An 11,667-nucleotide genomic window follows, 5' to 3' on the forward strand; every position below is an offset into this window, starting at 1 on the left:
GTAATAAGCTTATTATAACGCAAACCAGCCGCAGCGGAATTCATTCTGCAGTGCCCGATTTTCGGGATGCGTGCCGTTTGTCGTTTCTACATTTGAACAATAGGAGGAATTACAATGCAAACCGTAACATTAAACAATGGAGTGAAAATGCCAATTATCGGCTTCGGTGTATACCAAGTCCCCGATGCTCAAGAATGTGAAAACGCGGTATATGAAGCACTGATGGCCGGTTATCGCTTGATTGACACTGCTTCCGGCTACCTAAATGAGGAGGCAGTCGGACGTGCAATCAAGCGGAGCGGCGTACCGCGTGAGGAGCTATTCATTACGACCAAGCTCTGGATTCAGGATGCCGGCTATGAAAGCGCCAAGATAGCCTTTTCCAAATCATTGAGTAAGCTGCAGCTGGATTATCTTGATTTATACCTTATTCACCAACCATACGGCGATTACTACGGCGCTTGGCGCGCGATGGAGGATCTGTATCGCGAAGGAAAAATCAGGGCAATCGGAGTCAGCAACTTCCATCCCGACCGTCTAATGGATCTGATCATGCATAATGAAATCGTGCCAGCCGTCAATCAAGTCGAAACGCATCCATTCTGCCAGCAAAAAGAAAGTGCTGCTTTTATGAAAGAGCAGGGAGTTCAACACGAGTCATGGGCACCGTTCGCTGAAGGACGCAATAACATGTTCAGCAACGGCGTGTTGACTTCCATTGCGGAAAAACACAATAAATCCGTCGCCCAGGTCGTGCTGCGTTGGCTTGTTCAGCGTGAAGTCGTTACGATTCCAAAATCGGTGCGCAAAGAACGGATTGTCGAAAACTTTGACATTTTTGATTTTGAGTTAAGTTTAGAGGATATTGAAAAAATTTCCACACTTGATAAAGGAGAAAGTCTTTTCGGGTCGCACCAAGATCCGGAAATTGTAAAATCGATAGGCGCCATGAAATTCGATCTGTAAGCTTTGTCTAATAAAACAGTTAGGTTTAATGAACTTAAAAGGTTAATCCCATGGATTACACAGAGAATATTGATACGAAAACTTAGAGAATTAGAACCTTATCGGGTATGAAAATTATTCGAAAATTCCAAGTTTGTTCATAAGGAAGGGTTAATGCTAAAAAGACTGCGTGCAACTTACATTTTAACGGAAGAACAATTTGATGAGATGGTTAAACCAGAAAATCTGAAACCTAATATTTGAATCTTTTAAGATAAAAACTAGTTACTAATCAGTAACTAGTTTTTCTTTCAGCCAGATCGAGGTCTGCATAAAGAAAGCAGGGAATGAAGTATGCCTGTGAAGGATTTTCTGAGGAGCTTTTTAGAGCGCCCGGCGTTGAATCGTTTGAGAGAGGACGCAAGTTAAGGACTTATAAGTCAAGTCATTTGATACCAAAATGCAGTAACGAATGAGAAAAATGATATTTTCATAACTGTCATATCTCTTTTTCTATATTCTTACTTTATTGAATGTGAGTCACCGGTGGATATTATGCCGGCTGAAGTGATTTCCGTTTCATCTATTGAAATAAGGCTTAATGAAAATGACAAATTAATAATACCTGCTGATTTGATTATTATTCCTAAACGGTTGCGCTCTGGAGAAGATGAAGAACTGAAAATGGGTGAGAATTTGATGGTTTTCTCCTTAAAAGGCGGACAATCATTTTTTATTCTCGATAAAATTTAATGATAATAATCCTGAAAAAATAAATAATTGTAAAGACCTAATCTATGCTATAGAATAACTATAATATTTTGAAAATTTCATCCGAGGTGGGTTATGAAAACTATTGGTCTTATTGGCGGAATGAGTTGGGAATCTTCAGCTGAGTATTATCGAATTATCAATGAAGAAATAAAAAAGAAGTTAGGAGGGCTTCACTCGGCAAAATGCCTTTTATACAGTGTTGATTTTAAGGAAATTGAACATTATCAATCCATAGGAGCTTGGGATAAAGCAGGTGAAGCTTTAGGTCAAGTTGCAAGATCATTAGAAAAAGCAGGTGCAGATTTTATTGTAATATGTACAAATACTATGCATAAAGTTCTTGGATATATCCAAGAAATGATCACTATACCTATTTTGCATATTGCCGATGCAACTGCAGAACAAATTATTAGACAAGACATTCGCTCAGTAGGATTGCTAGGTACTAAATATACGATGGAACAAGATTTTTATAAATCACGTATTGCGTCTCATGCGATTAATGTCATTGTTCCTGATGATGATGAAAGAGAATTAATAAATAATATTATTTATCAAGAACTATGTCTGGGTGAAATTAAACAGTCTTCCAAAAACATTTATAAGAAGATCATAAATAATTTGGTGGATAAAGGAGCAGAAGGAATCATTCTTGGATGCACTGAAATTGGCCTATTAGTAAAGGCAGAGGATTCAAAAGTGCCATTATTTGATACGACTTTAATCCATGCTCAAAAAGCAGTAAATAAATCCCTTTCGATTTCTTCTTAGAATGATTACTTCCTATATGTTAAAACCGCTCTTTAGGAGCGGTTTTTATTATGGTTCATTCAATCAATAAATGGAGGAACGTTATAGGAATGATCTTATCATGCCCCTTTCCTCAGAAATTGAATTTGATGATATTGAAGATGACAGCGAAGTTATAGAGACCTCGCAAACCTACAAAATTGATTTTGAAAATGGCCGTATCACAAATGAAATGATCACAGGCCTTGAAGCGATCAAGCAGTTTGTATATTTATCCCTTCATACTGAGCGCTACGCATATTCTGTTTATAGTCATGATTGAAAAAGATAAAATAGAAAAAGCCGGGATGTCAGATCCGGCTTTTCGCTCACTTTCCCTTCTTCTTCCGCTTCTCCTTCTCCGCCCGGTAAAACTCATGAAACATCTTCATCAATGCGCGTTTTTCAATCCGCGACACGTAACTCCTTGAAATGCCGAGCTCCTTTGCGATCTCGCGCTGCGTTTTTTCTTTTTTTAAATCAAGCCCGAAGCGGCCGACGATGACTTCTTTTTCGCGGTCGTCTAAAATGTCGATATATTTTTTGACCTTTTCAAGTTCCATGTTGAGCTGAATAGTGTCAATCACATCTTCGCTTTCCGACTTGAGGACATCGATCAGGCTTATTTCATTCCCTTCTTTATCCTGGCCGATCGGATCATGAAGGGAGACGTCTTTTTTTGTTTTTTTCAATGCGCGCAGGTGCATTAAAATCTCATTTTCAATACATCGTGCGGCATATGTGGCAAGCTTCGTGCCTTTTCCGGCTGAGTAGCTTTCAATTCCTTTAATCAGCCCGATTGTACCGATGGAGATCAGATCTTCTGCGTCCTCTCCCGTGTTTTCGAATTTTTTCACAATATGGGCGACTAAACGAAGATTATGTTCGATCAGCATGTTGCGGGCGTGTTCATCTCCTTCAGCCATAAGGTCTAAGTATTTTTTCTCCTCATTATTTGAGAGCGGTTGTGGAAAGGCATTATTTTTCACGTATGATACTAAAAACACAAGTTCTTTCACAATAAACCCGAGCGCTGCAAAAACACCTGTCACCATCCTCACCTCCACAAAGTTATGTAGGCAATCGCCTATATGTAACTGTATGTGTCGGTAGGGCTGTTTGTGTCTGTACAGGGAAATTAATCAAAATCGGGTTTTATTTCTTACAGCCTCTTGATTTTTGCTGATTGAGCCTGTATATTGTTAAAAAAAGTAAGGGTGAAAACAATATAAACGAAAAGCGCTGAAGAGACGAGTAGACAGATATCATTCATGACAGAGAGCTCCGGGAGCTGTGAAGGAGTATGAATGGATGTGTTGAAACAAACCTCTTAGCTTCGCATCGGAATCATGCAACACGAGGATGATGCGGCGGATACTCCTGTTACCGAGTAAGCTTTGTACCCGGCAAGGCCGGCACCAAACCGAATTGAGGTGGCATAGCGGGCTGTTTCCCGTCCTCAAGACTTTATTGTCTTGAGGGCGTTTTTTATTTCTAAGGGAGGGATAAGATGAAAAACCTGAAGTCTTGGCGGTACCCGATGCTTCTGTTAACCGGAATCGGGATAGCAAATATTGGTGAATGGATCTATTTTTTGTCTCTTAATCTTATTGTCTTAAAAGAAACGGGGTCTGCTTTTGCGGTTTCCATCCTTTATTTAATCAGGCCTGCGGCTGTTTTGATGACAAATGGGTGGGCGGGGAGCATCATCGACCGGTGCAACAAACGGAATATGATGATGTCGCTTGATTTCATCCGGGCTGCATTCATTGCCGTTCTGCCGCTGATGTTTACTGCACGGTCTTTATTTTCCGTTTATTGTATCGTATTTTTGATTCAAATGGCCAATGCGATGTTTCGTCCGTGTTCCATGGCGTATGTGACGATGCTTATCCCGGCTGAAAGGAGAAAACGATTCAATTCACTAAGGGCTTTGTCGGAATCAGGGGCTTTTCTCCTCGGGCCGGCTGCGGCCGGGCTGCTTTTTATCGCCGGCACGCCGATTTTTGCGATTTGGGTGAATGCGGCGGCTTTAGTGCTGTCCGGTTTCATTACGATGATGCTGCCGAACCTTGAAAATGGGCCTCACGTACATTCTCCCGCACAGAAGCTTTCTTTGGCAATATACAAAGAAGATTGGAAGCTCGTCTATCGCTTCAGCCGAACAGCGCGTAACGTCATGATCATTTATTTTTTATTCAGTCTGGTCATGACTGTTATGCCATCAGCGCTTGATTCGCTTGAAGCCGCTTTTGCAAAAGAGGTTCTTCAGCTGACTGATGCCGATTACGGTTTTCTCGTCAGTGTCTCAGGGGCAGGCATTATTGCGGGGGCGCTTGTCAATGTATTCATTAATAAAAAAATGCCGGCTTCTTTATTGATGGGAATGGGCTCTTTATTCACAGCGGCCGGATATATGATTTATGCGTTTTCTGACGTTTTTTGGACGGCTGCTTTCGGATTTTTCCTTCTCGCTTTTTTTCTGGCGTTTGCCAATACAGGCTTTCTGACGTTTTATCAAAAGAATGTTCCGGTGGACATCATGGGGAGAGTGGGGAGCTTTTATTCATTAGTCGAAGCCGTCTTCATTATAGTAGTAACGGCGGTTTTCGGAGCGGCTTCTGTCAGTTCTTCCGTCCGCGGCATCGTCATCGCAGGCGCTGCTGTTATGCTGGCGTTGGCAGCCGTTTTATGCTCGTTCTTATTTGCGGCCGCAAAAAGGAGGACTCCTGATGTATTTCAAGCGGATCAATTTAAACAAACATAAAGAGACGGCCGTTTCGTTTCGTGAGGATTCGTTTTTCGTCAGCTTTGGCACGGCGGATCATTTTAATAAGGATGAATATCTCAGGTTGCTGTCATCCCAAATCAAATGCTTTCCCGACGGTTTTATGCTGCTTTTTCATACCGGGCAGCCGATCGGACAGCTTGAAGCTTCCATCAAATTTTACCGCAGCCAAAAAATCGGTTATGTGCACCTTTACTATATGACTGAGCAGCAGAGGGGAAGGGGTTGCGGAACGAAACTGCATCAATACGTGAGGCAGTTTTTCAGAGCGGCTTTGTCATTTTACAGAAAGAAAAATATGGTAGTGGTCGGTTCAGAATGAGAGGAGCCGTACCGCCGGAATAGGGGGCGGTACGCGCTTCATTTTTTCGTTGTTTTTAAAAGGCCGGGAAACTTCTTATAAATGACCGCCATTAAGACGAGCATATACATTCCGTAAATCCCGAAAGACAGCAGTTTGTTGCTTGTAAATGAAGCGCCTGCGACGGTCACGATCACAATGTTCGGAATTTTGCCGAGCACCGACGCAGAAAAAAAGATCGGCCATCGGATATTACTCAACCCGCAGACGGTATTCATGGCAAGCGACGGTATAATCGGAATCAGCCGCCCGAAAAGCACCGCCGTAAACGCGTGCTGATGAAATGAATCTTCATATTGGGCCGCTGCCGGGTAAGCCAGCAGCTTTTTTCTGGCCCAGTCTCTGAATCCGTACCGGACGAGAAAAAACAATGCCATTGTTCCGAGCATCGCGCCTGACAATGTAATCCACACCCCGTTTACAATCCCGAAAACCGCTCCGTTTAAGGCCGCGATAATGGCGAATGGAACGATCGGAAAAAATACGTCAGCTGCGACCAGAAGGATACTCATAAGCACGGCGTACATGCCGCCCGCGCGAATCATGCTGAGCCAGACGTCTTTTTGCATAAAGCCGATCATCACGACAGCAATGATGACGGCAAGACTGAATCCCTTTTTTATCATCTGCACGTTCACCTCTTTTTCAAATAGTATACAGCACAAATCTATCTCCTTCTATTAAAATAAGCTGTCCGATAAGCGTATTTGATTTATCAGCATTTGCCGTTTGATGAGAAACGGCTGGCACCCGGGTTTGGACAAAAACAAGCGGGAAGCGGGTGATGTGCATCATTTGATGCAGAGAATGATTTTTTATAAAAGGGGACACGTTAACAGTAGTGTTTACTGGAGGTGTAAACGTTGAGATGCTTTCATCTGATCATCATGATATGCGTCCTCACGAGTCTCACTGCCGTGTCCGCCGATGCGAAATCTTTAAAAAGAAGTGACATGGAGAAAACGGGAAACGTGTACTGGGATATAAGGTCTGAAAAAAAGAAACTATCTTTAACCTTCGATGACGGCCCCCATCCTGTCTATACGGAGGCTGTGTTAGACGTGCTGAAACAGCACAATGTTAAAGCAACCTTTTTTTGTGTCGGGAGCCGTATAGACAAATACCCCATAACGGCAAAACGCATCGTTGAAGAAGGGCATGAAATCGGCAACCATACGATGAACCATGTTTATTTTCACCGACTGAAACGCAAAGACATTTTACAAGAGCTTCACAGCTCAGCGCATCATATCACATCGCTGCAGCCGGAAGGGGACAAGTTATTCCGCCCGCCGGGAGGGTCGCTGAATCATACGGCTTTCAAAAGCATCTTAAAAGAGGGCTATCATATCATCATGTGGTCATGGAACCAAGATCCGAGGGACTGGAAAAGGCCCGGGAAAGGAAAAATCGTCAGGCACGTTGTTTCACATGCCAGAGATGGAGATATCGTTCTTCTGCATGATGGCGGAGGAAACCGGCGCCAGACGGTTGAGGCTTTGAAAGAAATCATTCCCAAGCTGAAAAAGCAGGGCTACACGTTTGTTAAGGTTTCGGATTTGATCGGACAGGATTCCGGTCCTTTTCATATCCAGTAAAGAGAGCGCCGCGTTGAAAGCCGCCAAAGAGATGTGTACCATAGGAGGTAAGGTTTGGGGGGGAGAGAAAATGAAGTTTGCTGTTCTTTTTATTACGATAATCTGTCTGTTATCAGGATGCGCCGCGGGCAAAGAAAAAAGTGTTGTCGCATTCGGCGACAGCAATACGCGCGGTTCCAACTGGGATTATCGTGATTATCCGAAGGCGCAGCAGTGGGTAAACATATTAAAGACAGCGGAACGCGGCCGTCTTACGGTTATAAATGCGGGAATAGGCGGCCAGACGACTGAGGATGCGCGCCTGCGCTTTCAAAGCGACGTGCTGGAGCGTAAGCCCCAATATTTATTTATCATGTTCGGAACAAATGATGCGGGCATTTTGACGGGCGATCAGCCGCGGGTATCAAAGAAACGGTTTAAAGAAAACCTGACTTATTTCATAAACGAAAGCAGAAATCACGGCATAAAGCCGATTTTAATGACGTGCATCCCGGTTATAGAAGGAAACGGAACGAATCATCTCTATTACTATTCGAGATATAAAGCCTCAGCCTTTAAAGAAAAAGGCGGTGCGAGAAAATGGCATAATTCCTATAACAGCGTTACGAGGCAGGTTGCAGCTGAGTTAAAAGTGCCGCTGGTGGATAACTGGAAACACTTTATACGCGCGGACGGCGGCAAAGATACAGACCGGGCGCTGATCCAATCCGGACTGATAGATCCTTCCGGAAATCATATGACGCCAAAAGGCGCCAGAATCTTAATTGAAGGCATAAAAAATGGGCGGGTTTTGGAACGCTGACGCCGTCAGCTGCCTAAACCGTTTTGCTTCTGCTTCATAGGCTGTAGAAAAAACATCTTTTTGGAGGCGATTGCTATGAACCGCGGTTTCCCTCCGCAACATCCTGTATGCCCGCCTCCTCGGGTGAATGCGGGGTACTGGTACGCATTTTTTGTTGTGCTGCTCGTCGTCATTCTCGTCCTGGGCGGTCTGTATTGGTTCAATATATAGCAGCCGTCCTCTTAAACACCTCTATTTTAGGGGTGTTTTTTGTTGAAAGTGGTAGTAATGCGCATAACCGAAGTGATATAATATCAGTCATCTGAGTAAAAAAAGGAAATTCGCCCGGGAACTTTTTTCTGTTTAAGAAGAAACGGAAATAATGTGTCCGAGCGATCTTCTTTTGATTTCGTTTTCAATTAACTCGATAAATTCACGGCTCAAATTCATTTCATTGGCTTTGAAATAAGATTCTATTAGTAATTCATCAGAAAGCTTTCTCATGCCGGGGACCCAATTAATGGGAGTGGCACCTCCTTACAATTGTAATCAATCATCAGACGCAAGCATATGATGGAAGGTTGCGTTTCAATCATGGTGAGGTTATCTTTAATCTACCATGAAATACAAATAAGAACAATCGTTCTGTTATCCACACTCGTACGTGGATAACTTGTTAGTATCTTGTTTATAATCTGGATAAATCCGGATGTAATAAGAGTGGATAATGTGTGTAATTTTATCCACAACTGGTGAAGAAACCCAATTTTTGTCGAAATTTTTTTACTGTGTCCGACTTTGTTTTTAAATCTGACAGGTTTCGACATATAGATGATAGAAAGAAAAGGAAGGGTGCGGGTTTTGTTAAAAAAGTTTTTTTTACCTGACGAATTTGTGAAAAATATATTTCATATCACACCGGAAAAGCTCAAAGAACGCAATGTGAAAGGGATTATTACAGACCTTGACAACACGCTTGTGGAGTGGGACAGACCGAGTGCGACACCTCGATTAATCGAGTGGTTTGAAGAAATGAAGGAGCACGGCATTAAAGTCACGATCGTCTCCAATAATAATGAACGAAGAGTGAAATTATTCTCGGAGCCGCTTGGCATACCGTTTATTTATAAGGCAAGAAAACCGATGGGGCGCGCCTTTAAAAGAGCCGTCAGCAGCATGGATCTGAAAAAAGAAGACTGTGTGGTCATCGGCGATCAGCTGCTTACTGATGTTCTCGGCGGAAACAGAAACGGGTATCATACGATCCTCGTCGTGCCTGTCGCTTCCTCTGACGGAGTCATGACGCGCTTTAACCGCCGGATTGAACGGAGAATATTGAGTTCTTTGAAACGTAAAGGCCATATTCAGTGGGAGGATTAGAAATGGAAAAGGTTGTTTGCATCGGCTGCGGAGTAACGATCCAAACCGAGGATAAACAAGGTCTCGGATACGCGCCAAAGGCATCTCTCACAAAGGAGAATGTCATCTGCCAGCGCTGCTTCAGACTGAAAAATTACAATGAAATTCAAGATGTTTCATTAACGGATGATGACTTTTTAAATATCTTGCACACAATCGGCGATACTGACTCTCTTATTGTCAAAGTCGTTGATATTTTTGATTTTAACGGAAGCTGGATAAACGGGCTGAACCGCTTTGTCGGCGGTAATCCGATCATTCTTGTCGGTAATAAGGCCGATATCCTGCCGAAATCCGTAAAACGGGAACGGCTCGTTCAATGGATGAAACGCGAAGCGAAAGAATACGGCTTAAAACCCCTTGATGTCTTTTTAATCAGCGCTTCCCGCGGACAAGGGATGAAAGAAGTCATTGACGCCATTGAACATTACCGCGAAGGCCGCGATGTGTATGTGGTGGGCTGTACCAATGTCGGCAAATCCACATTTATCAACCGGATTATTAAAGAGGTCTCAGGGGAAGAGAATATTATTACTACCTCTCAATTTCCGGGCACGACGCTTGATGCGATTGAAATCCCGCTTGATGACGGATCTGCGCTTTATGATACGCCGGGAATCATTAACCATCACCAGATGGCGCATTACGTGGACAAGCGTGACTTAAAGGTGCTGACACCGAAAAAAGAACTGAAGCCGCGCACTTTTCAGCTGAATGAAAAACAAACGCTTTATTTCGGCGGGCTTGCCCGGTTTGACTATGTATCAGGCGATAAAACGGCGTTTGTCTGCTATATGCCGAATGAATTGATGATTCACAGAACAAAGCTTGAAAATGCTGATGCCTTATACGAAAAGCATGCGGGAGAACTGCTTACCCCGCCCGGAAAAGATCATTTGGATGAATTTCCGGAGCTTACACCCCATACGTTTTCGATTAAAGAAGGAAAGACGGATATCGTTTTTTCCGGTCTCGGCTGGGTCACGGTGCAGCAAGCAGATAAAAAAATATCGGCATACGCTCCGAAAGGCGTACACGTATTTGTCCGCCGTTCATTAATATAGAGAGAAGGGGAGAGGGAGCATGAAACAATTGTACGGAGTAATCGGAAATCCGATCGGGCATTCAATGTCACCCGATATTCATAACGCGGCTTTGCAAGATAAGAACATCAACGGGCAGTATTTTGCGTTTCAGGTGGAACCTCATCATCTCAAGGACGCCGTTAACGGAATCAAGGCGCTTGGCATCTGCGGAGTGAACGTCACAGTCCCGCATAAAGTCGCGATCATGGAGCATCTGGATGAAATACATGAAAGCGCGAAAGTACTCGGGGCCGTAAATACCGTCAAAAGAGAGGGAGACAGGCTCATCGGGTATAATACTGACGGAGATGGGTTTTATAAATCCTTAGTCAAAGTATTGGACAAACCGATATCAGAGCTCTCCATCCTTATGATTGGGGCGGGAGGAGCGGCAAGAGCGATTTTTACGACGATCGTCCGCAGAGAGCCGAAACAATTTGACGTTTGCAACCGCACGCCGGAAAAAGCAGAAAGTCTGATTGCGGCTGCTCCCTCTTTTCAGCAGAAACGCGTCCTTACTTTAAAAGAAGCTGAAAATCAGCTTGAACAATATGACGTCATTATTCATACAACATCTGTCGGCATGTATCCGAAAACGGATGCCGTGCCGCTCTCATTGGAACGGGCCAAAACGGGCGCCATCGTTTGTGATATCGTATACAACCCGATTCAAACGGCGTTCTTAAAAGAAGCTGAAAAAAGAGGTTTAACAACCCTTGACGGTGTCGGCATGTTTGTGGAACAGGCCGCACTGTCTTTCAAGCTGTGGACGGAACAAGAGCCTGACAGCGGCTTAATGAGAGCAATTGTTGAAGGAAAACTAGGAGGAACACAATGTTAACAGGAAAACAAAAACGGTTTTTGCGTTCAAAAGCGCATCATTTAACGCCTATTTTTCAAGTGGGAAAAGGCGGAGTCAACGAAAACATGGTGAAACAGATTGCCGAGGCTTTAGAAGCAAGAGAGCTGATTAAAGTCAGCGTGCTTCAAAACTGCGAAGACGATAAAAATGATGTCGCAGAAGCCCTTGTGAAAGGCAGCCGCTCACAATTGGTGCAGACGATCGGAAATACGATCGTATTGTATAAGGAATCAAAGGAAAATAAACAAATCGAGCTTCCGTAAGG

At 43.5% G+C, this 11,667-nt stretch carries 16 protein-coding genes and 3 pseudogenes; 16 read left to right on the top strand and 3 right to left on the bottom strand.

Going from position 1 to position 11,667, the window contains the following annotated elements; genetic code table 11:
- Positions 1-114 precede the first annotated feature (114 nt).
- The 7 genes and pseudogenes from ACWHAR_RS02110 to ACWHAR_RS02140 form a co-directional block, all read left to right on the top strand.
- On the top strand, positions 115-966 hold the full coding sequence (locus tag ACWHAR_RS02110) for an aldo/keto reductase (RefSeq protein WP_032873933.1): 852 nt from the start codon (positions 115-117) through the stop codon (positions 964-966).
- A 3-nt stretch (positions 967-969) separates the two neighbouring features.
- Positions 970-1,077 carry a winged helix-turn-helix transcriptional regulator gene (locus ACWHAR_RS02115; RefSeq protein ID WP_074534277.1) on the top strand — a complete coding sequence of 36 codons (108 nt, stop codon included), beginning with the start codon at positions 970-972 and terminating at the stop codon, positions 1,075-1,077.
- A pseudogene (locus ACWHAR_RS02120) lies at positions 1,067-1,209 on the top strand (class II fumarate hydratase); the annotation flags it as partial. The gene ACWHAR_RS02115 and the pseudogene ACWHAR_RS02120, both read left to right, overlap by 11 nt.
- Before the next feature lie 49 nt (positions 1,210-1,258).
- Positions 1,259-1,371: pseudogene (locus ACWHAR_RS02125) on the top strand (recombinase family protein); the annotation flags it as partial.
- Between the two features lie 60 nt (positions 1,372-1,431).
- Positions 1,432-1,698, top strand: coding sequence for a DUF2577 family protein (locus ACWHAR_RS02130; protein ID WP_045555123.1), 267 nt, complete (start codon positions 1,432-1,434; stop codon positions 1,696-1,698).
- Positions 1,699-1,791: 93 nt separating this feature from the next.
- Complete coding sequence (locus ACWHAR_RS02135; RefSeq protein ID WP_032873937.1) at positions 1,792-2,490, top strand: aspartate/glutamate racemase family protein; 699 nt, start codon at positions 1,792-1,794, stop codon at positions 2,488-2,490.
- Positions 2,491-2,590: 100 nt separating this feature from the next.
- Positions 2,591-2,788 (top strand): annotated as a pseudogene (locus tag ACWHAR_RS02140) (DUF2634 domain-containing protein); the annotation flags it as partial.
- Positions 2,789-2,837: 49 nt separating this feature from the next.
- On the opposite strand, the gene sigK reads toward ACWHAR_RS02140, so the two are convergent.
- Positions 2,838-3,563, bottom strand: a complete 726-nt coding sequence (gene sigK, locus ACWHAR_RS02145; protein WP_171006739.1) for an RNA polymerase sporulation sigma factor SigK — start codon at positions 3,561-3,563, stop codon at positions 2,838-2,840.
- A 455-nt stretch (positions 3,564-4,018) separates the two neighbouring features.
- Between sigK and ACWHAR_RS02150 the strand changes: the two genes are divergently transcribed.
- Together ACWHAR_RS02150 and ACWHAR_RS02155 are read left to right on the top strand one after the other, a co-directional pair.
- Complete coding sequence (locus tag ACWHAR_RS02150) at positions 4,019-5,275, top strand: MFS transporter (RefSeq protein WP_032873939.1); 1,257 nt, start codon at positions 4,019-4,021, stop codon at positions 5,273-5,275.
- Positions 5,241-5,618 carry a GNAT family N-acetyltransferase gene (locus ACWHAR_RS02155; protein ID WP_032873941.1) on the top strand — a complete coding sequence of 126 codons (378 nt, stop codon included), beginning with the start codon at positions 5,241-5,243 and terminating at the stop codon, positions 5,616-5,618. Before ACWHAR_RS02150 ends, ACWHAR_RS02155 begins: the two co-directional genes overlap by 35 nt.
- A gap of 38 nt (positions 5,619-5,656) precedes the next feature.
- Here ACWHAR_RS02155 and ACWHAR_RS02160 read toward each other — a convergent pair whose 3' ends face one another.
- Complete coding sequence (locus ACWHAR_RS02160) at positions 5,657-6,283, bottom strand: TVP38/TMEM64 family protein (RefSeq protein ID WP_012118035.1); 627 nt, start codon at positions 6,281-6,283, stop codon at positions 5,657-5,659.
- 237 nt (positions 6,284-6,520) lie between these two features.
- Here ACWHAR_RS02160 and ACWHAR_RS02165 point away from each other — a divergent pair, with 237 nt between their 5' ends.
- From ACWHAR_RS02165 to ACWHAR_RS02175, 3 genes are all read left to right on the top strand, one after another.
- Positions 6,521-7,255, top strand: coding sequence for a polysaccharide deacetylase family protein (locus tag ACWHAR_RS02165; protein WP_007612700.1), 735 nt, complete (start codon positions 6,521-6,523; stop codon positions 7,253-7,255).
- Positions 7,256-7,325: 70 nt separating this feature from the next.
- The gene (locus ACWHAR_RS02170) at positions 7,326-8,057 is read left to right on the top strand and encodes an SGNH/GDSL hydrolase family protein (protein WP_032873943.1); all 732 of its coding nucleotides are present in this window, start codon (positions 7,326-7,328) and stop codon (positions 8,055-8,057) included.
- Between the two features lie 75 nt (positions 8,058-8,132).
- Positions 8,133-8,267: a hypothetical protein gene (locus tag ACWHAR_RS02175; RefSeq protein WP_254894354.1), complete on the top strand. Its 135-nt coding sequence runs from the start codon at positions 8,133-8,135 to the stop codon at positions 8,265-8,267.
- A gap of 132 nt (positions 8,268-8,399) precedes the next feature.
- Here the strand turns inward: ACWHAR_RS02175 and sda are convergent, their stop codons facing one another.
- Complete coding sequence (gene sda / locus ACWHAR_RS02180) at positions 8,400-8,540, bottom strand: sporulation histidine kinase inhibitor Sda (protein ID WP_003152850.1); 141 nt, start codon at positions 8,538-8,540, stop codon at positions 8,400-8,402.
- Between the two features lie 357 nt (positions 8,541-8,897).
- Here sda and ACWHAR_RS02185 point away from each other — a divergent pair, with 357 nt between their 5' ends.
- From ACWHAR_RS02185 to yhbY, 4 genes are read left to right on the top strand one after another with little or no spacing between them, the layout of a single operon-like run.
- Complete coding sequence (locus tag ACWHAR_RS02185) at positions 8,898-9,416, top strand: YqeG family HAD IIIA-type phosphatase (RefSeq protein WP_007408254.1); 519 nt, start codon at positions 8,898-8,900, stop codon at positions 9,414-9,416.
- A 2-nt stretch (positions 9,417-9,418) separates the two neighbouring features.
- A complete protein-coding gene (gene yqeH / locus ACWHAR_RS02190; RefSeq protein WP_032873945.1) occupies positions 9,419-10,519 on the top strand; it encodes a ribosome biogenesis GTPase YqeH in 1,101 nt (366 codons plus the stop codon).
- Positions 10,520-10,538: 19 nt separating this feature from the next.
- Positions 10,539-11,381 (top strand): shikimate dehydrogenase, encoded by an 843-nt coding sequence (gene aroE, locus ACWHAR_RS02195; protein ID WP_032873946.1) that lies wholly within the window; start codon positions 10,539-10,541, stop codon positions 11,379-11,381.
- Complete coding sequence (yhbY, locus tag ACWHAR_RS02200; protein ID WP_003152858.1) at positions 11,375-11,665, top strand: ribosome assembly RNA-binding protein YhbY; 291 nt, start codon at positions 11,375-11,377, stop codon at positions 11,663-11,665. The genes aroE and yhbY overlap by 7 nt, the downstream gene beginning before the upstream one ends.
- The last annotated feature ends 2 nt before the right edge of the window (positions 11,666-11,667 follow it).

The organism is Bacillus sp. LR--39 (assembly GCF_053613335.1).